We start from the raw sequence: 21,533 nt of genomic DNA on the forward strand, positions 1-21,533 counted from the left end.
CATAATGTATATTTGTAGTGTGATTATGAAAAAGTGCTATGAGAAAGAATTTTAAGCATAATCACATGTTGATTATTTATTGGTTAGGTTGTTTTGAAAACGTGCTATTAAAAAATAGCACGTTTTTGCTAAATAAAAGCTAATGTTTTATGAAAACGGCTAACTATAAAATCTGCATCGTACCTTATATAAAAATAATTCGATATGGCCACAAAAGCTAAAAAAGTAACAAAAGAGACGATTGTAACAATGTTTATGGACTACGTTTTAGAAAACGAGCAAGTGCCTAAAACAGTTTATAAGTTTTGTAAAGTAAACGCTATTGAAGAATCAGATTTTTATCTTCATTTTGGTTCTATAGATGCCATTAAGAAAGGCATTTGGGATACTTTTTATATGAACACGGTTAGTGTAATAGAGAAAAACAAAGAGTATCAAGAATTTACGAATAGAGATAAGATGCTTACGTTTTTCTATACCTTCTTCGAAGTGTTAACATTGAATAGAAGCTATATCTTATTTATTATGGATAGTGCTTCTGGTCCGTTTAAAAATTTGGAGCAGTTAAAAGGACTTAGAAAAAACATTAAGGAGTTTTCTAAAGGCTTGATTGCAGATGGTAATGCAGATAAGAGTTCAAAAATTACGAAACACAATCCGCAATTGTTTTCAGAAGGGGCATGGTTACAAACTATGTTTTTAATGAATTTTTGGAAATCAGATGATTCAGCGGCTTTCGAAAAAACAGATGTAGCTATTGAAAAATCTGTGAACACTATTTTCGATGTGTTCGATAACACACCACTAGAGAATATTCTAGACTTCGGGAAATTTCTGTACAAAGAAACCTTTGCCTAATCTAACCCCTACGATTTGAAAACACTTGATAAAATACCTACCGGAAAAATAGAGCGAGCAAGCAAGCTGGTGAAAACCGGAGCTAAGATTGGTGGTAACTATGCCAAGTATTTGGGCAAGAAAATTATCAATCCAGACACGACTAAAGACGAATTGAACGAAGATAATGCCGCAGATATATATGACGGCTTAAAATCTTTAAAGGGTAGTGCGCTTAAAGTTGCCCAGATGTTAAGTATGGAAAAAAATCTACTGCCAAATGCGTATGTAGAGAAGTTTTCATTATCTCAATTTTCAGTTCCCCCATTATCTGCGCCACTGGTTCGAAAAACATTTAAAAAGTATTTAGACAAATACCCAGAAGAGGTTTTTGACACTTTTGATAAAGATTCTATAAACGCGGCTAGTATTGGGCAGGTACATAAAGCTACTAAAGATGGTAAAAGCTTAGCGGTAAAAATTCAGTACCCAGGTGTAGCGCAAAGTATAAGTAGCGATTTGGCGATTGTGAAGCCTATTGCTATTCGTATGTTCAATCTTAAAGGTAAAGATTCAGATAAATATTTTAAGGAAGTTGAAAATAAGCTGGTTGAAGAGACAGATTATATTCTAGAAGTAGCACAAAGTAAAGAGATTACCGAAGCATGTTCGGTAATAACAAATATCAATTTTCCAAAGTATTACACTGAATTATCAAGTGCCCGTATTATTACGATGGATTGGATGACAGGTAAACACTTAAGTGAGTTTACAAAAGCAGGTTTCTCTCAAGCTACTGGCGATAAATTAGGTCAAGCCTTGTGGGATTTCTACATGTTTCAAATTCACGGTCTACGAAAAGTACATGCTGATCCACACCCAGGCAATTTCTTGGTAAATGATAATGAAGAGCTTATTGCTATTGATTTTGGCTGTATTAAAGAAGTGCCAGATTCCTTTTATGTACCGTATTTTGAATTGGCAAGACCAGAGGTGATTTCAAATGATGAGAAGTTTACCGAAAAGTTATACGAGCTTGAAATATTGATGACTACAGATACACCAGAAGAAATATTATTTTTCAAATCGATATTTCATCAATTACTAAGTTTATTTACATCACCATTTCATAATGAAGATTTTGATTTTGGCGATGAGGTATTTTGGAGTGAAATTGCGGCATTAGGAGAACAATTTTCTTCTGATAAGCAAATAAGAAAAATGAACGGTAATAGAGGTTCAAAGCACTTTTTGTATATGAACCGTACCTTCTTTGGTCTTTACAATCTTCTTCATGATTTAAAGGCAAATATTAAAGTAAACGATTACAAGAAATATTTGAGTAACTAATTTTACACTCATTCTTAATAATAGATGATTGTTATATTTTCAAATAGAATTCTTAATAGTTGTTTATATTGCAACACTAATTCTACCTGAGCTTTATCAGGATTAAAATATTACTATGTATAATTCAAAAATAATTGGCTTAGGTCATTATGTGCCTGATAACGTAGTGACAAACGATGATTTGTCAAAGTTGATGGAAACGAATGATGCCTGGATCCAAGAGCGTACCGGTATAAAAGAAAGAAGACATGTAGTTAAGGGTGATGGCGACACCACCACAACTATGGGTGTAAAAGCTGCAAAAATTGCAATTGAAAGAGCCGGTATTGATAAAGACGATATTGATTTTATCGTTTTTGCTACTTTGAGTCCCGATTATTATTTCCCTGGTCCTGGAGTATTGGTTCAAAGAGATTTAGGTATTAAAACCGTTGGTGCGTTAGATGTACGTAACCAATGTTCTGGTTTTGTGTATGCTATCTCTATTGCAGATCAGTATATTAAAACAGGTATGTACAAAAATGTACTTGTTATAGGTTCAGAACTTCACTCTCATGGTTTAGACATGACCACACGAGGTAGGGGAGTTTCTGTAATTTTTGGTGATGGTGCCGGTGCGGCAGTTTTGACCAGAGAAGAAGATAACACTAAAGGTATATTATCGACTCATTTACATTCAGAAGGTCAGCATGCAGAAGAACTTTCTTTGATTGCACCTGGTATGGGTAATAGATGGGTAACCGATATCATTGAAGATAACGATCCTAACGACGAATCTTACTATCCGCATATGAACGGTCAATTTGTATTTAAAAATGCAGTTGTTCGTTTCAGTGAGGTTATTGTAGAAGGATTAGAGAAAAATAAATTGAATGCCACCGATATTGATTTATTGGTGCCGCATCAAGCTAATTTGAGAATATCTCAATTTATTCAAAAGAAATTTCAATTAAGTGATGACCAGGTTTTTAATAATATTATGAAATATGGTAACACTACAGCTGCATCTATTCCGATAGCGCTTACAGAGGCATGGGAAGAAGGTAAAGTGAAAAGTGGAGACTTAGTAGTTTTAGCTGCATTTGGTAGTGGTTTTACCTGGGGCAGTGTCATCATTAGATGGTAAAATAAAGCACCCATAGTTTTGGCTATGGGTGCTATATAGTTTTGCTCAATAAGAAAAAACCAACCAATCTTCTTTATTAAATATCCCTATATAAAGTAATAGACGCAATTAAGGTTCTATTGTTACTGGATATAGGTAATTATCTCATTTTCAATATAATTTAGAGTATATAGTAAGTTTAGAAAAGCTTTAAAAAGAAGAAACCCGAACATTCCAAAATGAATTGGAAGCCGGGCTTCAAATGCTGATAGGCTATACTAAACACTAACCATTAACTATAAACATATAGCGTTACCAACAATATTTTTATACTCGCAGAGTATCTAACTTTACTAATAGACGAAATATTGTCCAATTAGTTACAGTTTATATAATTTTTAACATTTTATTATCATGAAAAAGACCCTAGTATTCGGAGCCTCCTTAAAACCAAATCGATATAGCAATTTAGCGATACATAGACTGGTTGATTCGGGGGTTGAAACCTTAGCTTATGGATTAAGAGAAGGTGAGGTTTCAAAAGTCAATATCAGCAATAATTTAGACAAAATTAGTGATATTCATACAATTACCCTATATATAAATCCAAAAAGACAAGAAGAATATTATGATAGCATAATTTCTTTGGCTCCAAAAAGGGTAATTTTTAATCCTGGAACGGAAAACCCTGAATTCTATAAACTATTGGAAAATAGTGGAATAGAGGTTGATGTTGCTTGTACTTTAGTGCTTTTAAGTACGGGCCAATATTAAGTAATACCGTTAATATCTGCATTGGTATTTTTTTTACGAATGAGCCATAATCCTACAAAGGTTAGCAGACCATTCAACGGTAAAAGTTCATATCCGAAGATATAACCACCAAAATAGTCACTAGGCAACTTCGCTAAAATGAGAATTATCGACACACAAACTAGCGCAACAATCCATACATATTTGTCTTTTACTTGATGTTTTGTAAAGATTCCGAAAGAGAATAATCCTAGCAACGGTCCGTAGGTATATGATGCTACGCTTAATAATCCGTCAATTACATTTTTATCCAATATATATTTAAAAGAGATAACCACTAGAATTAACAGAACGCTCATACCAATGTGTGTAATTCTACGGGTCTTTTTTGCTACATGTTCAGATTTCTTCTCGGTATTAAGAAAATCTATACAAAATGATGTTGTTAATGATGTAAGTGCACTGTCTGCGCTACTGTAAGCGGCGGCGATTAAACCGAGCATAAAAGTAACCGCAACTGTTATACCTAAGCCGCTGTTTAATGCTATCTCTGGAAACAATAGGTCAGACTTCGGTGATCCGTCCATAAGTGGTAGTGCTATATTATGTGCGTCTGCATAAATAAATAGCAAAGCACCAAGAAGCATGAAAACGAAAGTAACTACCACTAGTACAATACTGAAGCTGACCATATTTTTTTGTGCTTCACCTAAATTTCTACATGTCAGGTTTTTTTGCATCATATCTTGATCAAGTCCCGTCATGCAAATAGTAATGAACATTCCGCCTAAAAAAGATTTTACCAAATGGTTTTTAGAAGAAAGATCGTCAGTAAAAAAGGTTTTGCTGTACTGACCTAATTCAGGTGAGTTTAGAAACTCCATGAAAGTCCAGTCCATCTTTTCCAATATAAAATAAATAGATAGTCCGACAGATACTAGCATGAATAGGGTTTGCAAGGTGTCGGTCCAAACAATTGTTTTTATTCCGCCTTTAAAAGTATAAATCCAAATAAGTAAAATGGACAGAATAACGGTGATTTCAAAAGGAACGTTCCAAGCATCGAACACAAATTGTTGCAGAACAATAGCTACTAGAAATAAACGAAATGCAGCACCAAGAACTCTTGAGATAAAAAATGAAATAGCGCCCACTTTATAACTTACAAAGCCAAATCGATCATCTAAATACTGATAAATAGAGGTGACATTTTGTTTGTAATAAATAGGAAGAAGTACAAATGCAGTAACCATATACCCTAGAAAGTACCCAAAAACAACCTGCATATAGCTGAATTCAGAAGCCTTTACCCAGCCGGGTACAGAAATGAAGGTTACTCCAGATAAAGAGGCGCCCACCATACCAAATGCAACCAAATACCAAGGCGACTGCTTACCAGCCTTAAAGAAGTCTTCGTTAGAATCGTTTTTACCGGTGAAATAAGAGATAATCAGTAGTAAAACAAAGTAACCCGAAATCAATAGTAAAATATGGGAGGCGTTCATGGATTAAAATTTTGCGGCAAATTACAAAAAGTTAAATGACGTTTGGCAAAGAGATGAGATGCAAAAGTTTAAAATAATAGTATAAAGGTGTAATTCGATGAAATAAAATTTAATTCAATTCGTCAGCATATAATGTTTAGTTAAATTTTATGAAAACTATACGATTAGCATTTCAAGTTTAATCGTAAATTTATACCCATATTAGCCTATGGATTTTTCGTCAAAATTATTAGAAAACGCAGTGTATGAAGTTTCGCAATTACCAGGTATTGGTAAGCGAACTGCATTACGTTTGGTATTACATTTATTAAAGCAGCCAGAACAACGTACAGAAAATCTTTCTACGTCTCTGGTAGATTTAAGAGGTAAAATACAGTTTTGTGAAAATTGCCATAATATTTCAGATACTACAATGTGCGAAATATGTGCCAACCCCAAGAGAGATAGTGCATTGGTTTGCGTTGTTGAAGATATTAGAGATGTTATGGCTATTGAAAATACGGGTCAATTTAGAGGCAAGTACCATGTTCTTGGTGGTAAAATATCGCCGATGGAAGGTATTGGTCCGCAGAATTTGAAAATAGGAACCTTAGTAGATAAAGTGAGAAAAGGCGTAATAAAGGAGTTGATTTTTGCGTTGAGTTCTACCATGGAAGGGGATACGACCAATTTTTATATCTTCAGACAGATAGAAGGTTTGGATGTAAAAACCTCTACAATAGCCAGAGGAATTGCCGTTGGTGATGAATTGGAATATGCAGATGAGGTTACTTTAGGAAGAAGTATTTTGAATAGAGTACCGTTTGAAGGCTCTTTGAGACAAGATTAGTTCTTGAATTTCATGTAAATGTCAATAAAAAGGTATTTATTTTATTATTTTTGCAAAAAATATAAACAAAACAAGCTTTAAATTATCGATATGTCAAAATTTGAATTGAAACTACCACGTATGGGAGAGAGTGTTGCAGAAGCAACATTAACGTCATGGTTAAAAGAGGTAGGTGATACGATTGAAATGGACGAAGCCATTTTTGAAATTGCTACAGATAAGGTTGATAGTGAAGTGCCGAGTGAGGTTGATGGCGTTTTAATTGAAAAATGCTTTGATGTAGATGATATTGTCAGAGTAGGGCAAACAGTAGCAATTATTCAGGTTGGTGCTGATGTAGATGTAAGTGATGTTTCAAATACATCTAAAGTAGTTGAGGAACCAGAACCGGTACTTGAAGAAATGGTTGCTGTAGCAGAATCAGCTGTAACACATGCAAGAGCAGAAACTTCAACCGTTCATTTAAATGGAAGCTCTGATCGTTTCTATTCTCCATTAGTTAAAAATATAGCAAAAGAAGAAGGTATTTCTTTTGATGTGCTTGAAACCATATCAGGTACAGGAAAAGATGGTAGAGTAACTAAAGATGATATTTTAAGTTACGTTAAAACCGGAGCTAGTAAGCCTGCTCAGCAAGTTGCCGCTCCAGAAAGAGTAGTAGTTCAAGACAAGGTAGAAGCGCCACAACCAGTTGCAGCTCCAGTAAAAGTGGCTACACCAGAACCTTCGGTAGCTGTAAATTCTGCACCGCCAGTTTCTAAAGCAAATACACCGGCACCTGAAAAACCTAAAATGCAGGTTTCTCGTGGCGATGAGGTAATACCAATGACGAGAATGGGCAAGTTGATTGCCAAGCATATGAACGATAGTATTTCGACATCTGCGCACGTTCAAAGTTTTATAGAAGTCGATGTCACCAATATTGTTACTTGGCGTAATAAGATAAAAGATGCATTCTTTAAAAGTGAAGGTGAGAAATTTACATTCACACCAATTTTTATGGAGGCGGTTGCAAAGGCGCTAAAGAAATATCCGATGATGAATATTTCTTTAGAAGGCGATACGGTTATAAAAAAGAAGAATATTAATATAGGTATGGCTGCAGCTTTGCCAGATGGTAATCTAATAGTTCCAGTTATAAAGAATGCAGACCAGTTGAACCTTACGGGTATAGCTAAGGTTGTAAATGACTTGGCAAATCGTTCTAGAAACAATGCCTTAAAACCAGACGAGGTACAAGGTGGTACATATACGGTAACCAATGTAGGTACCTTTGGTAGTGTATTTGGAACCCCAATAATCAATCAGCCACAAGTAGGTATTTTGGCACTTGGTGCAATTAGAAAGATTCCTTCGGTAATTGAAACATCAGAAGGTGATGTGATCGCTATTCGTAGTAAAATGTACTTATCTCACAGTTATGACCATAGGGTTGTAAATGGTGCGTTAGGTAGTATGTTTGCGAAAGCCGTTGCAGACTATCTAGAAGGTTGGGACGTTAACAGAGAAGTTTAGATTTTTAAAATTCAAATATTTAAAAGTCCAATAATACGCTCTGTATTGTTGGACTTTTTTTATGCATTATATTGTTTTCTAGAAGTTTAGAAGGTGTGTTAATGCTGAATTGGTATGCTAGTTGTGTTAAGGTTTATGAAGGTCTTTTAGTTTTTGTATTTCACGGTAAAAAATTATCAAGGGTAATTTTATGTGTCTAAAAAACGAAAGGGTATCTTTGTAAAAAGTTGAACACTTATGGAATTAAAGCTTACCAGACCTATTTGTTTCTTTGATTTAGAGACAACTGGGATCAATGTAGCAAAAGATCGTATTGTAGAAATAGCGATATTAAAAGTTTACCCTAACGGTAATAAAGAGAGTAAAACATGGTTGGTTAATCCTGAAATGGTGATACCAGAAGAGGTAATTGCCGTTCATGGTATTACTAATGAAAAGGTTGCCAATGAACCGACTTTCAAAGAACTTTCAAAAGAAATTTATAAGATTATAAAGGATAGTGATTTGGGCGGATTCAATTCTGACCGATTTGATATTCCCTTGTTAGCAGAAGAATTATTACGCTCAGATATAGATTTTGATATGAAAAATACGGTATCTGTAGATGTACAGACCATTTTTCATAAGATGGAAAAACGTACGTTAGAAGCTGCATATAAATTCTATTGCGATAAAGATCTTTTAGATGCACATAGTGCGGCGGCAGATACCAATGCAACTTACGAAGTTTTGCTGTCTCAATTAGATAGGTATCCTGATCTTGAAAATAATATCAAAAAACTATCTGAATTCTCTAGAAGAAAGCAATCTGTAGATTTTGCTGGCTTTATAGCTATGGATGAGGAAGGGGAAGAAGTTTTCTCTTTTGGTAAGCATAAGGGCAAAAAAGTACATGCTGTTTTAGAAAAAGAACCAGGGTATTTTGGTTGGATGCTAAACGCTGATTTTCCATTGTACACTAAAAAGATTCTTACTCAAATAAAACTGAGCAAACTCAATAATAAATTAGGTTAAAAATGCGCATTTTTTTAGTAGTATTTCTTTTGCTAATGGGTGTAGGTCATGCCCAAGAAGTTCTAGTCGAAGGTCATGTATATGATGATAAAACAAAAACTGCAGTACCATATGCCAACATAAGTTTTCTAAAAACTTTAAAAGGTACGTCAAGTGATGAAGAAGGATATTTCTATATAGATGTACCTGAATCATATTTAGAGCGCGATGTGCATATTTCAGCATTAGGCTTTAAAGACACTATAATGTCTGCCAGGGTTATTTCTGAAAAGAAGAAAATATACATGAAAGAAGAAACCTTCGAGCTTGAAGAAGTCGTGGTTTTTCAAAGTTTAGGAGATTCTCAGGTGCTTAATCCTGTGAGTTCGTATAGTATTAAAAGCGGATTTTCTTCTGCTGAGACCCCTTGGGTACTGGCATTGTATTTTCCTAATATAGGGGCTGCTAAAAAATATATAGAGAAAATAACTATTCATGTGCAGCAGAATAGCAAGTTCAAAAGAGCTTCGTCAAAATTCAGACTTCGAATATATGATGTAGATAAGAAAACCAAAAAACCTAATCATGATTTAATGCGTAAGAGTATCGTTTTAGAGAGTTCTAAAAACGAAGATTACGTATCTATAGATCTTTCTAGTATGGGCATTAGAATGCCAGATGAGGGTGTTTATATAGGGTTAGAGTGGATTTTCTTACCTTATAATTGGTATACAAACACTTTTAAGCATGCCATTACAAATAAGAACGTTGTAGAAGACCGGTTCGCACCTACCTTCGCCGCTGTATATCAAAAGAATCAAAATTTTAAGACGATGGTTTATGGTATGGGCGAATGGACAGATTTTGCTATAAAGGCGCCAGGTAATAATGAAAATTTAATACCAGCAATCAGTCTTAAGTTATCAAAGAAAAAATAAGGTAATATGAAGATTATATGTATCGGCAGAAATTATACTGCACATATCGATGAGCTTAAGAACGAAAGACCAGAAGAGCCTGTAGTTTTTATAAAGCCAGATTCGTCAGTATTGCCAAAACAGCAAGATTTTTATATTCCAGAGTTTTCAAATGATGTGCATTATGAAGTGGAGGTTTTGGTAAAAATCAAAAAAGTTGGTAAGCATATTAGTAAAGAATTTGCACCTACCTATTATGATGAAATAGGTTTAGGTATAGATTTTACGGCAAGAGATTTACAGTCAAAATTAAAAGAAAAGGGGCTTCCTTGGGAAAAAGCTAAAGGATTTGATGGTGCTGCCGTGATAGGAGAGTGGCTTCCAAAAACTGATTTTAAAGACATTAATAACCTTAATTTTAAGTTGTTAAAGAACGACGAGATCGTTCAAGAAGGCAATACTAGTTTTATGCTTTGGAAGATAGATGAAATAATTGCTTATGTTTCAACGTTCTTTATGTTGAAAAAAGGAGACATTATTTTTACTGGAACACCTGCCGGTGTTGGGAAAATAAGTCCAAATGACTATCTTACGGGTAGTTTGGAAGACAAAGAGCTTTTTACCTTAAAAATTAAGTGATGATTTATAACCTGGATAAGATTAACGAGATGGCAGAGGGGGATCAGGATTTTATAAATTCTGTGATAGCTGTTTTTTTGGAAGAAGTACCTGAAGATTTAGAAGCTTTAGAAAAGGCCCTTCAAGAAAAAAACCATGATCAAGTATATAAACTTGCGCATAAAATAAAGCCAAACGTAGATTTGCTCGGAATGGAACAAACTCGTGCCATAGCCTTAGAATTAGAAACTCTGGGTAAGCAAGAAGCTAATATGGCAGAAATTGAAAAGAGATTTCCGATACTCAAGACCGATATTAATCAGGTTGTGGCAGAATTAAAAATTGATTTCCAGTTATAATGCTTGCTGAAATTATTACTATTGGCGATGAAATTCTCATCGGTCAAATCATTGATACCAACTCCGCATTTATAGGTAAAGAACTGAATAAAATAGGTATTTCAGTTTATCAGATTACCTCTATACAAGATGAACGAACACATTTACTGAAAGCATTTAAAGATGCTTCTGAACGCGTAGATGTAGTGATTCTTACTGGCGGTCTAGGTCCTACCAAAGATGATATTACCAAACATACCTTATGTGAGTTCTTTAATGATGAGCTTGTAGAGAATGCCGAAGTATTGGCACATGTAGAAGAATTGTTTGCGAAATATATAAGCAATACTCCGATATCAGATATTAATAGAATGCAAGCTTTGGTACCGAGTAGGGCGGAAGTCTTGCATAATGCCAATGGTACTGCCCCTGGTATGTTAATTAGGGAGAATGAAGTAACATTCATCTCAATGCCTGGCGTGCCTTTTGAAATGAAGCACCTAATGACAGAATCTGTGATTCCTGCATTGGCGGCTTATTATAAAAGGCCTCATATTATACATAGAACAATAGTTACCTATGGTGTGGGAGAAAGTGCACTTGCCGAGCGTATTGAAGCTTGGGAAGATAATCTGCCTTCTAACATTAAATTGGCCTATTTACCTAATTTGGGTAAGGTGAGGTTGCGATTGTCTGGTAAAGCGGCTGATTATGATGAATTGGCAGCTGCAATGGATGCGGAATGTGATAAATTATATCCGTTGATCAACGATGTAGTATTTGGCTTCGAAGATGATGAAACCTTAGAAGAGATTGTAGCTAAATTGTTGACAGGTAAAAAGTTGACATTGTCGACGGCAGAGAGTTTTACGGGAGGTAAAATAGCAGAGAAAATTACGTCAATTCCTGGCGCATCTAATTATTTTAAAGGAGCTGTGGTCAGTTATGCTACCGAGGCTAAAATAAATGTACTAAAGGTGCCTAAAGAATTGGTTGATAAATATTCTGTGGTTAGCGCAGAAGTTGCAACTGCAATGGCAAAAGGAGCAAAAGAATTGATGAAAACCGATTTTGCAATAGCCACAACAGGTAATGCAGGACCAACAAAAGGAGATTCAAATGCAGAGGTTGGAACGGTATTTATCGCGATCGATGGACCGAAGTCGAAATTTGTACAAGAATTTAAAATGGGAAGCACTCGCGAGAGGGTTGTGGAAAAGTCTGTAAATAAGGCTTTTGAGCTTCTTCAAAAAGAAATTTTAAAAATGTGATCTTTATTGTTGTTGGAACGATAAAAAAGATATAAATTTGCACCCTGTTTAAAAGAAAAAGTCAGCACGATGTCAAAAGTATGTGAAATTACGGGGAAGAAGGCGATGTTTGGAAACAATGTTTCGTTTTCAATTAATAAAACGAGAAGAAGATTTGATGTAAATCTATCTAAAAAGCGTTTCTACATTCCTGAAGAAGACCGTTGGATTACTATTAAAGTTTCTACAAGAGCTTTAAAGAGTATCAATAAAAAAGGAATATCTGCTGTTTTGAAAGAAGCAAAAGCAAAAGGATTCGTTATTAAGTAATCTGGAAAATAGAGCATTAAGATGGCAAAGAAAGGCAATAGAATACAAGTTATATTAGAATGCACAGAGCATAAAGAATCTGGTCAACCAGGTACTTCAAGATATATCACGACAAAAAATAAGAAGAACACTCCTGAGAGATTGGAAATTAAAAAATTCAATCCTATTCTTAAGAGAATGACCCTTCATAAAGAAATTAAATAGATTCTTTTTTTTAAGAGAATCACTAAAAACATAAGACATGGCTAAGAAGACCGTAGCAAGTTTACAGACAAGTTCTAAAAGATTGACAAAAGCTATAAAAATGGTTAAGTCACCAAAATCAGGTGCTTACGTTTTTGTAGAGCAAGTAATGGCACCAGAAATGGTTGATGCTTGGATTGCCAAGAAATAAGAAATATAACTTTTAGTAGTTATTGAGCCCCTTTCATACGAAAGGGGCTTTTTATTTTTTTATATTTGACTAACCATAGGATGAACAATGAGCTTATTTAAAAAAATATTTTCTTCTCAGAAAAAAGAAACCTTAGATAAAGGTTTAGAAAAAACTAAAACCAGCTTCTTTTCGAAGTTAGGTAAAGCGGTTGCTGGTAAGTCTAAGGTAGACGATGACGTTTTAGATAATCTTGAAGAAGTATTGGTTTCTTCAGATGTTGGCGTAGATACTACCTTAAAGATTATACAAAGAATAGAGGCAAGAGTTGCTCGCGATAAGTATGTGGGTACCGATGAGCTTAATACGATTTTAAGAGCTGAAATTGCAGGTTTACTTTCAGAGACCAACGATAGCGAAACTGGCGATATTCAAATACCAAAAGATAAAAAGCCATATGTAATTATGGTCGTTGGCGTAAATGGTGTTGGTAAGACAACAACTATTGGTAAGTTGGCTTATCGTTTTAAAAATCAAGGTTTAAAAGTAGTTCTTGGTGCAGCCGATACTTTTAGGGCTGCGGCGATAGATCAATTACAGGTATGGGCTGATCGTGTAGATGTGCCTATAGTAAAGCAGCAAATGGGTAGTGATCCTGCTTCTGTTGCTTTTGATACCTTGAGTTCTGCCGTTACCCAAGATGCCGACGTTGTAATCATTGACACAGCAGGTAGATTGCACAACAAGGTGAACTTAATGAATGAGTTGACTAAGGTAAAACGTGTAATGCAAAAAGTAGTTGCCGATACTCCGCATGAAGTATTGTTGGTGCTAGATGGTTCTACTGGGCAAAATGCATTTGAGCAAGCAAAACAATTTACGAAAGCTACAGAAGTTACAGCTTTGGCAATCACCAAATTAGATGGTACTGCAAAAGGTGGAGTGGTTATAGGTATATCTGATCAATTTAAAATACCTGTAAAGTATATTGGTATAGGTGAGGGTATTGAAGATTTACAAGCATTTAATAAGCATGAGTTCGTAGATTCATTCTTTAAAATTTAAAATTGAGATACACCTGGTTCATACTTCCTCTTTTATTATGTAATCTGAGTTGGGGGCAAATGAACCACCCAAAAGCTAGTCCGTTTTCTAAGATAGAGCAAGAAGTCGGACTCTCAAAAATTACCATAGAATATTCAAGACCATCTGCTAAAGGTCGAGTTTTGTTTGGCAATCAATCAAGTGGGGAATCTAGTTTAGTACCTTATGGTCGTATTTGGCGGGTAGGGGCTAATGAATCTACCAAAATTACTTTTAGCACAGATGTTGTTATTGATGGTCAAAAGCTCGTTAAAGGCACTTATGCTTTGTATGCTTTTCCTGAAGCAAAAGAGTGGCAAATAGTTTTTCATAAAAATATTACGCATTGGGGTGATGGTCGACAAGCGTATAATGCAGAAGAAGATGCATTACGTATTTATGTTAAACCAATTCAAAAACAAGATTTTCAAGAGACTTTTCTAATTTCGTTTGATCATATTGATCACAACGGAGCTATTATGAATTGGAATTGGGGAACTACAGAAGTTTCAATCCCCATTCAATTTGATACGAAATCTATTTTTCAAGAGCAGATTAATACTCAATTATTAAATACTCCAACTGCACAAACCTATTACGAAATAGCACGTTATTATCAAGAGCAAAGATTAAAACCTATAGAAGCCCTCGGTTATGTCGATAGGGCCATTAGCATGGGTGGAGATACCTATTACTTTCATAGAGTACGTTCTTTGATTTTGGCAGATTTAGAAAAATATGAAGCTGCAATAAAAGCATCTAACATTTCTATTATTTTAGCAGAGAAGGAAGGTAAGGATGAATTTATTCGCTTGAATAAAAATGATATCCGCAGGTGGAAAACTCTTCAATCAACAAATAAATAAAAGTATGAAAAAGCATTTTTTATTATTAATTATCATTTTGTTGAGTGCTTGTAAAAACGAGCAAGAAGCTAAGAAAGAGGAAGTAATTCTTTGGACACCGTATAACGATTCAATTGAAGTAGCTGCAAATGGCGATCATGAAATTGGTCGCATGCAGTACAAGTTGATACAATCTAAGGTTTTAGATAAAAATGAAGTGTTTCGACCCCTATACGAAGAAGTTTCTAAGCTGACCGAAGGGGAGTATCAGAAGTTGCTTCCTATGATTTTGGAGCAAGATATTTTTGTTATTCGAAATCATATCAAAGAAGGTAGGCTGACGTATGAAAATTTGGTATTGTTTTATTTATATCGCATTTATAAGTATGAGTTGAATAATGAGACAACTTTAAATACCATAATAGCCCTTAATAAAGACGTGGTTGCGCAAGCACGAGAATTAGATAGGGAAAATGAAAAGGGAATAGCGGCTCAAACACAACATCCAATTTATGGTATGCCTATTTTGTTGAAAGACAATATTAATGCCTTGGGTATGAAAACTACTGCAGGTTCAATTGCGCTGATGGATAATGAAGTTGACGATTCGTTTATCGTTCAGCAATTGAAAAAGAACGGAGCCTTAATTTTAGGTAAGGTCAATTTAAGTGAATGGGCATATTTTTTATGTTCAGGTTGCCCGGTAGGGTATAGTGCTTACGGTGGTCAAACTCTAAACCCGTATGGGCGAAAAGTCTTTGAAACAGGCGGCTCCAGTTCTGGTAGTGGTACGGCGGTTGCGGCAAATTATGCTGTTGCTGCAGTAGGTACAGAAACTTCTGGTTCTATTTTATCACCTAGTAGTCAGAATTCTGTGGTAGGTTTAAAACCGACGATAGGTTTATTAAGTAGGTCGGGCATCGTACCCATTTCAAGTACCTTAGATACTCCGGGTCCCATGACTAAAAATGTGAGGGATAATGCTAATTTGCTGTCTGCTATGTTTGGTTATGATGAGTCAGATCCTGCATCTGTAGAAGATAATTTTATGGGAGTTTTATCTGTAGGCTTACATCCAATACCTTTTTCAGAAATGAGATTGGGTGCTATTAAAGAGCTGATGGAGAGCGATAGTATTTACAAACAGACCATTGAAGATTTAAAAGAAGCTGGTGCTACAATAATTGAGTTTACACCACCAGAGGTAGCTATGAACGGTTTTTTGAGTATCCTCAATATTGATATGCGAAATGACTTAAAGTCTTATTTAAAAGAAAAAACCAATCCTGAGTTGGTGAAAATTACTTCAATTGCAGATGCGGTGATATTTAATAATGCAGATTCATTGGTTAGAATTCCCTACGGGCAAGCATTATTTGAAGGTATATTATCAGATACTACCACAACTACCGAGCTAGAAGAAATAAAATCTAATCTTGAAAAAAATGGACGAACTTTCTTCGATACAGCGATGGATAAGTACAAACTAGACGCTGTTTTATCTATTAATAATTACCATGCTGGTTATGCTGCGGTTGCCAAATACCCTGCTCTGACAATACCTATGGGGTATAAAGTATCTGGTGAGCCGATAAGTTTAACCTTTATAGGAAAACAGTTTTCAGAAGCACATTTATTGAATATGGGAAAATCATATGAAGACAATTTTCATAATCGAGTGATGCCTAAAGACTATCAAAACTAAATTTGATTACTTGAAATGAAAAGACGGAGCTTTTTCAAAAAGACTTTTCGGTGGGTAGCTGGGCTAGGTTTGGTAACAGGATTGTACAGTTGGCAAATAGAACCTTTTTGGATGCAGTTTGTTCATATAAAAATGCCTTTGAAGAACTTACCAGATTCACTTGTCGGTAAAACAGTAATGCAAATAAGTGATGTGCATATTGGTAATTCTTTTGATTATCAATATATCATAGATTCATTTAAAGAAGCCCAAGAATTGAATCCTGATTTTGTAGTGTATACCGGAGACTATGTTACCTATGAAGACCATGAGCAAATAAGCCAATTGCAAGAGGTGTTCAAATTTGTGGTTAAAGGCTCGTTGGGTACTATCGGTATATTGGGTAATCACGACTACGGAATCGATTTTGTAGAGGATGATGTCGCACAAAAAATCACGAAGAGTCTAGAAGATGTAGGGGTGACCATGTTACGAAATGATACCTTAGAAATTAACGGACTCAATTTTCTTGGGATGGATGATTTTTGGGGTAGTAATTTTTATCCTGAAAAAGCTACTGCAAAATATAATCCTGAGAAAGCAAATATTACCCTATGTCACAATCCGGATGTATGTGATCTGCCTGTCTGGAATAATTTTAAAGGTTGGATACTCTCTGGTCATACCCATGGCGGACAAGTAAAACCACCTTTTCTGCCTGCATTAATATTACCGGTAAAAAATAAAAATTATGATGCCGGTATAAAAGATTTAAAAGATGGTAGAACCCTATATATAAATAGTGCCTTAGGTTGTTTGCGTCAAGTGCGTTTTAACGTAAGACCAGAAATTACCATATTTGAATTGGCTAAGGAAGTTTAGTAAATTACTTAGTTAATCAATAGACTGAATTACTTCATCTGTAGACAATCTAGATTTGCCTATTAAATTCGGTTGCGTATTATCATGTTCATCACGGTAGCCTATTGCCACTGAAAATAAAACCTTGTAATCTTTAATATTAAGTATGTTCTTATATTTTGCAACGTCGATACCTTCCATAGGAGTGGAGTCTATTTCCATAGATGCACATGCGGCTAAAAAGAATCCTAACGTAATATAAACTTGGTGAGATAACCAGTTAACCGTTTTCTCTTTTGATTGCGTTTTTATATATTGTTTGTAAAACTTAATAGAGTTTTCAAGTAAATTTTCTTCAACACGTTTTTCAAACTCTTCAAGATTATCCATTACACTGAATACTACAAGATGACTAGCATCTTTAATCTTAGAGGCATTGGAATATGAAGCATTAGCTAAGTCACTTTTTACCTGTTCATTGGAAACTAATGTAAACAACCAAGGTTGGCTATTTATAGAAGAGGGACTTAATTTTAAAATATGCTTTAAATCTTCAATATCTGCATTAGAGATTTTTCGGTCTACATCGTATTTTTGAGTTGTGTACCTATTTTCTGCAAAATGTTTAAAATCCATATTTACTTTATTTAGCTATTCTTATTTTTCTAGTTTATATAACTTAAAATAGTATTTTTTATTTTTAATAATATCAGTTAATTTTCGATTATAGCATTGATCAGCTCCCATATTTCATTGTCGAAATTAGAAGGACCTAAAAGTTCTTCGTTGCTAGTACCACCTAATCGTACAACGACCAAATCTAAGCTTGGTACCATATAAAGTTTTTGGTCATTTAATCCTAAGCCTGCATACATATCTGCAGGTGCATTGGGTATTAGGCTACCAGTAAACTCTTCGACAGTACTTGGTAGTCTAAAACTACTTTTACCATTTAACCAATACAGATATCCGTAAGAAAGATTTAAATCTTGAGAGCTATTTGTCATTGCATTAAAATAACTCTGATCAGAAAGAATTGAGGTTCCGTCCCAATTACCTTGATTTAAGTTTAAAATTCCGAAACGTGCCATACTTCTCGCCGAACTATAGAATACATTGTTATAGCCTACTTTAATGAATAAGCCTTGCATGCCAATTGGTTCTTTAATTTTTTTAGAAAAATAAGAGTTAAAATCAGTGTCGGTCGCGTTGGCGATGACATCATCTAATAACGTATAAGGTGCATTATGATAATACCAAAAAGTGCTAGGGTCATTTAAATATGATAGGCATTCTAAATCAGTGCAAAAAATATCATCGACTGTATAATCTAGACCGGTAGTCATAGTCAATTGATTTTTTATGGTGATATTCAATTCTTGTTCTAGAGGCATGTTCGACCAGCCTTCACCTAAATATGTAGATGTAGCATCTGTAATATCAAAGTATTCTTCTTCTTGAGCGATACCAGTAAGCATTGCCGTTAAATTTTTTCCGGCAGAATTCCATGCATGATTATCATCAGACTTAAAATCACCAAAGTATTTTTCGATTACTATTCGACCATCCTTCAGAATAATAAAAGCGTCGGTGTTATTATTTTCTAAAAAGAAATATAAGTTGCTTACTTGATCTTCGTTCCAACCTAATGTTTCCATAGATATGGTTTCCCACTCGTTGGCTCTCGAAATTGGAGGGAAATAAGTTTCTGTCGGTAATGGTGCCATCTCGGGTGGTATGCCACTTTTGCCAGTTTCTGAAGTAGGTTCAGAATCACTTGAGCACGAAGCTAAAATAATTGATAGGGCAAGTAGCCTGAAATATTGGGAGAATTTCATGGTTAATTTAAGATTTGGGTATTGATAAACTGTAATCAAATAAAGATTACAAGTAAATTTGTCCATATCTAACGTTTTTAAATACCCAAATCGTATTTTTGCACCCCAATTTAAATTATGAGGACAAAAACCCTTAAGAAGAACAAAATCAACGTAGTAACACTAGGTTGTTCAAAGAATGTTTATGATTCTGAAGTACTCATGGGCCAGTTAAAGGCTAACAACAAAGAAGTTGTGCATGAAGAAGAAGGAAACATAGTTGTAATTAACACCTGTGGCTTTATTGCAAATGCAAAAGAAGAAAGTGTTAATACCATTTTAGAATATGTTCAAAAGAAAGAAGATGGTGTCGTAGATAAAGTTTTTGTTACTGGTTGCTTAAGTGAGCGATACAAGCCAGATTTGCAGAAAGAGATCCCGAATGTAGACGAATACTTTGGTACCAGCGAGTTACCAGGTTTATTGAAAGCACTAGGGGCAGATTATAAACACGAGTTAATAGGTGAGCGTTTAACCACTACACCTAAAAACTACGCATATTTAAAAATCGCTGAAGGTTGTGATAGACCTTGTTCTTTTTGTGCAATTCCGCTAATGAGAGGTAAGCATAAAAGTACTCCGATTGAAGATTTGGTGACCGAGGCTGAAAAGTTAGCTGCCAAAGGTGTAAAAGAACTTATTTTAATTGCTCAAGATTTAACCTACTACGGGTTAGATTTATATAAGAAAAGAAATCTTGCCGAACTTTTGGAAGGGTTAGTAAAGGTTGAAGGTATAGAATGGATACGTTTACACTACGCATTTCCTGCAGGTTTTCCGATGGATGTGTTAGATGTAATGAATAGAGAACCAAAGGTTTGTAACTATTTAGATATTCCGTTACAGCACATATCTGACCGTATTCTTAAAAGTATGCGTCGTGGTACTACTGAAGCTAAAACAACTAAGTTGTTGAAGGAGTTTAGAGCTGCCGTACCAGAAATGACTATTAGAACCACGTTGATTGTTGGTTACCCTGGTGAAACTGAAGAAGATTTCGAGATTCTTAAAAACTGGGTAGTTGCTATGCGTTTTGAGCGCTTAGGTTGCTTTACGTACAGTCATGAAGAAAACACACATGCGTTTTCTTTAGAAGACGATGTACCAGAAGAAGTGAAACAAGAGCGTGCTAACATCATCATGGAAATTCAATCTCAAATTTCTTGGGAATTGAACCAGAAGAAAGTAGGGGAGACTTTTCGTTGTATTATAGATCGTAAAGAAGGTAACTACTTTATTGGAAGAACAGAATTTGATTCTCCAGATGTTGATAACGAGGTTTTAATAGATGCAGCTAAGCATTATGTGAAGCAAGGTGAGTTTGTAGATATTAAAATTACAGAAGCAGCTGACTTTGACCTTTATGGTGAGCCTGTTGTATAATCTAATTAAATAAAAATCCCGCTTTAAAACCACCCCAATTGGCTGTATTACCAGAAGTAAATTCTTTGGTAATCATTGTTCGGCTATATTCTAAATACAATTTTCTGTATTTGAGTATGAGTCCGTAGTCGATTTGTGCGGTTAACCTTTCTATATTTTTCGAAGAAATGGTGTACGGATTATCATTGGTAAAAATGCCGCCTTGCAAGGTGGCATCAAAACCAACTACATTGACGGTTGGTTGTGCAAAAGCATAAAATTTAAACTTCGAAGGTGTACTATTTCTAGAAAACGGATTATCTAAAAGTCCGACTGTGGTATTAAATCCGATAGATGCATTTGTAAATAGTGTTCCTAGTTGCAATGACGTTATGGTCTGTAAATTAGCTATATCTTTAAAATTGAAGACTTGCTTCTCATAACCAATTTTATAGTTCAATACTAGGTCATTTTGAATTTGATTATCCCATCCACCGGGAGTTTTATTTTCTATTAATCTATGAATAGCTGTTTGCATTTCTCTTCCAAAAGCACCGGGACCAATAATCCCCAAGCTTAACGATTGAGATAACCTTGATTTAGAAATGGTGTCTGTTGCAATGATAAAACTCTTAAGGTATATAGCAACAGCAAAAGGTCTATCATCAATTTGAATATTGGGACTAACAAAATCGCTAGGAGTGTAGCCAATATGTTCTAATGCTAATCCGTAAGTGAAGTGATTAGCTTTTGGCTTGATGAAAATATAATTTACTGGATTCTTGGCTAAGCCATTATTCGCGTATTCAAAACTGTAACCTTGCGTGTAATTTTTATCTGATGCAGCGAAAAAATCATTGTCATAATTAAACCGGAAATAGTTTTCGCTACCCATATCTCTAAAGGAGGCTAGATGGTCTATTTTTTGACTTAAAAGAACCGTTGGTAATACGAATAGAATTAGAATGTAATATTTCATCACACTACTTACGATGAAATTTTATGAAGGTTTTATTTGTTTGGGTGTTAAATGAATTCAGCGATTTTACATCATATCATAATTTAAATAACAAGGGTTTAGTAATTGATTCCCAGATCAGAAAGATTT

23 protein-coding genes are annotated in these 21,533 nt (G+C 34.8%); 19 read left to right on the forward strand and 4 right to left on the reverse strand.

Annotated elements, in window-relative coordinates:
• The first annotated feature begins 204 nt into the window (after positions 1 to 204).
• From QSV08_RS00975 to QSV08_RS00990, 4 genes are all read left to right on the forward strand, one after another.
• Positions 205 to 858 carry a TetR family transcriptional regulator C-terminal domain-containing protein gene (locus tag QSV08_RS00975; protein ID WP_324025760.1) on the forward strand — a complete coding sequence of 218 codons (654 nt, stop codon included), beginning with the start codon at positions 205 to 207 and terminating at the stop codon, positions 856 to 858.
• A gap of 15 nt (positions 859 to 873) precedes the next feature.
• Positions 874 to 2,187: an ABC1 kinase family protein gene (locus QSV08_RS00980; protein WP_324025761.1), complete on the forward strand. Its 1,314-nt coding sequence runs from the start codon at positions 874 to 876 to the stop codon at positions 2,185 to 2,187.
• 115 nt (positions 2,188 to 2,302) lie between these two features.
• The gene (locus QSV08_RS00985; RefSeq protein ID WP_324025762.1) at positions 2,303 to 3,313 is read left to right on the forward strand and encodes a 3-oxoacyl-ACP synthase III family protein; all 1,011 of its coding nucleotides are present in this window, start codon (positions 2,303 to 2,305) and stop codon (positions 3,311 to 3,313) included.
• Between the two features lie 393 nt (positions 3,314 to 3,706).
• A complete protein-coding gene (locus tag QSV08_RS00990; RefSeq protein WP_324025763.1) occupies positions 3,707 to 4,066 on the forward strand; it encodes a CoA-binding protein in 360 nt (119 codons plus the stop codon).
• On the opposite strand, the gene QSV08_RS00995 is transcribed toward QSV08_RS00990, so the two are convergent.
• Entirely contained in the window at positions 4,063 to 5,550 is a 1,488-nt protein-coding gene (locus QSV08_RS00995) for a sodium:solute symporter (RefSeq protein ID WP_324025764.1), read from the reverse strand. The two genes, QSV08_RS00990 and QSV08_RS00995, sit on opposite strands and share 4 nt — an antisense overlap.
• A 208-nt stretch (positions 5,551 to 5,758) precedes the next feature.
• Between QSV08_RS00995 and recR the strand changes: the two genes are divergently transcribed.
• The 14 genes from recR (at position 5,759) to QSV08_RS01065 (ending at position 17,207) form a co-directional block, all read left to right on the forward strand.
• Complete coding sequence (gene recR, locus QSV08_RS01000) at positions 5,759 to 6,379, forward strand: recombination mediator RecR (RefSeq protein ID WP_299324693.1); 621 nt, start codon at positions 5,759 to 5,761, stop codon at positions 6,377 to 6,379.
• Positions 6,380 to 6,469: 90 nt separating this feature from the next.
• A complete protein-coding gene (locus tag QSV08_RS01005; protein WP_324025765.1) occupies positions 6,470 to 7,894 on the forward strand; it encodes a dihydrolipoamide acetyltransferase family protein in 1,425 nt (474 codons plus the stop codon).
• 237 nt (positions 7,895 to 8,131) lie between these two features.
• Complete coding sequence (locus tag QSV08_RS01010; protein WP_299800851.1) at positions 8,132 to 8,908, forward strand: 3'-5' exonuclease; 777 nt, start codon at positions 8,132 to 8,134, stop codon at positions 8,906 to 8,908.
• Between the two features lie 2 nt (positions 8,909 to 8,910).
• Positions 8,911 to 9,825: a carboxypeptidase-like regulatory domain-containing protein gene (locus QSV08_RS01015; protein WP_324025767.1), complete on the forward strand. Its 915-nt coding sequence runs from the start codon at positions 8,911 to 8,913 to the stop codon at positions 9,823 to 9,825.
• 6 nt (positions 9,826 to 9,831) lie between these two features.
• Positions 9,832 to 10,443 (forward strand): fumarylacetoacetate hydrolase family protein, encoded by a 612-nt coding sequence (locus QSV08_RS01020; RefSeq protein WP_324025769.1) that lies wholly within the window; start codon positions 9,832 to 9,834, stop codon positions 10,441 to 10,443.
• A complete protein-coding gene (locus QSV08_RS01025) occupies positions 10,443 to 10,781 on the forward strand; it encodes an Hpt domain-containing protein (RefSeq protein ID WP_324025771.1) in 339 nt (112 codons plus the stop codon). Before QSV08_RS01020 ends, QSV08_RS01025 begins: the two co-directional genes overlap by 1 nt.
• The gene (locus QSV08_RS01030) at positions 10,781 to 12,031 is read left to right on the forward strand and encodes a competence/damage-inducible protein A (RefSeq protein ID WP_324025773.1); all 1,251 of its coding nucleotides are present in this window, start codon (positions 10,781 to 10,783) and stop codon (positions 12,029 to 12,031) included. The genes QSV08_RS01025 and QSV08_RS01030 overlap by 1 nt, the downstream gene beginning before the upstream one ends.
• A 69-nt stretch (positions 12,032 to 12,100) precedes the next feature.
• Positions 12,101 to 12,340, forward strand: a complete 240-nt coding sequence (gene rpmB / locus QSV08_RS01035) for a 50S ribosomal protein L28 (protein WP_027067806.1) — start codon at positions 12,101 to 12,103, stop codon at positions 12,338 to 12,340.
• Positions 12,341 to 12,361: 21 nt separating this feature from the next.
• Positions 12,362 to 12,544 carry a 50S ribosomal protein L33 gene (gene rpmG, locus QSV08_RS01040; RefSeq protein ID WP_027067805.1) on the forward strand — a complete coding sequence of 61 codons (183 nt, stop codon included), beginning with the start codon at positions 12,362 to 12,364 and terminating at the stop codon, positions 12,542 to 12,544.
• Positions 12,545 to 12,581: 37 nt separating this feature from the next.
• Entirely contained in the window at positions 12,582 to 12,734 is a 153-nt protein-coding gene (locus QSV08_RS01045; protein WP_073245811.1) for a DUF4295 domain-containing protein, read from the forward strand.
• Positions 12,735 to 12,821: 87 nt separating this feature from the next.
• On the forward strand, positions 12,822 to 13,778 hold the full coding sequence (ftsY, locus tag QSV08_RS01050) for a signal recognition particle-docking protein FtsY (RefSeq protein ID WP_324025776.1): 957 nt from the start codon (positions 12,822 to 12,824) through the stop codon (positions 13,776 to 13,778).
• A gap of 59 nt (positions 13,779 to 13,837) precedes the next feature.
• Entirely contained in the window at positions 13,838 to 14,662 is an 825-nt protein-coding gene (locus tag QSV08_RS01055; protein WP_324025778.1) for a DUF2911 domain-containing protein, read from the forward strand.
• 4 nt (positions 14,663 to 14,666) lie between these two features.
• The gene (locus tag QSV08_RS01060) at positions 14,667 to 16,346 is read left to right on the forward strand and encodes an amidase family protein (RefSeq protein WP_324025779.1); all 1,680 of its coding nucleotides are present in this window, start codon (positions 14,667 to 14,669) and stop codon (positions 16,344 to 16,346) included.
• A 15-nt stretch (positions 16,347 to 16,361) separates the two neighbouring features.
• Positions 16,362 to 17,207, forward strand: coding sequence for a metallophosphoesterase (locus QSV08_RS01065; RefSeq protein WP_324025781.1), 846 nt, complete (start codon positions 16,362 to 16,364; stop codon positions 17,205 to 17,207).
• Between the two features lie 12 nt (positions 17,208 to 17,219).
• On the opposite strand, the gene QSV08_RS01070 is transcribed toward QSV08_RS01065, so the two are convergent.
• Both QSV08_RS01070 and QSV08_RS01075 read right to left on the reverse strand, forming a co-directional pair.
• Positions 17,220 to 17,822 (reverse strand): NAD(P)H-dependent oxidoreductase, encoded by a 603-nt coding sequence (locus QSV08_RS01070; protein WP_324025783.1) that lies wholly within the window; start codon positions 17,820 to 17,822, stop codon positions 17,220 to 17,222.
• Between the two features lie 77 nt (positions 17,823 to 17,899).
• Entirely contained in the window at positions 17,900 to 19,090 is a 1,191-nt protein-coding gene (locus QSV08_RS01075; RefSeq protein WP_324025785.1) for a serine hydrolase domain-containing protein, read from the reverse strand.
• 51 nt (positions 19,091 to 19,141) lie between these two features.
• Between QSV08_RS01075 and rimO the strand changes: the two genes are divergently transcribed.
• The gene (gene rimO / locus QSV08_RS01080) at positions 19,142 to 20,446 is read left to right on the forward strand and encodes a 30S ribosomal protein S12 methylthiotransferase RimO (protein WP_324025786.1); all 1,305 of its coding nucleotides are present in this window, start codon (positions 19,142 to 19,144) and stop codon (positions 20,444 to 20,446) included.
• 1 nt (position 20,447) lies between these two features.
• Here rimO and QSV08_RS01085 read toward each other — a convergent pair whose 3' ends face one another.
• The gene (locus QSV08_RS01085; RefSeq protein WP_324025788.1) at positions 20,448 to 21,404 is read right to left on the reverse strand and encodes a lipid A deacylase LpxR family protein; all 957 of its coding nucleotides are present in this window, start codon (positions 21,402 to 21,404) and stop codon (positions 20,448 to 20,450) included.
• Between the last annotated feature and the right edge of the window lie 129 nt (positions 21,405 to 21,533).

The sequence above is a fragment of the Maribacter sp. BPC-D8 genome (assembly GCF_035207705.1).
GTDB lineage: Bacteria > Bacteroidota > Bacteroidia > Flavobacteriales > Flavobacteriaceae > Maribacter.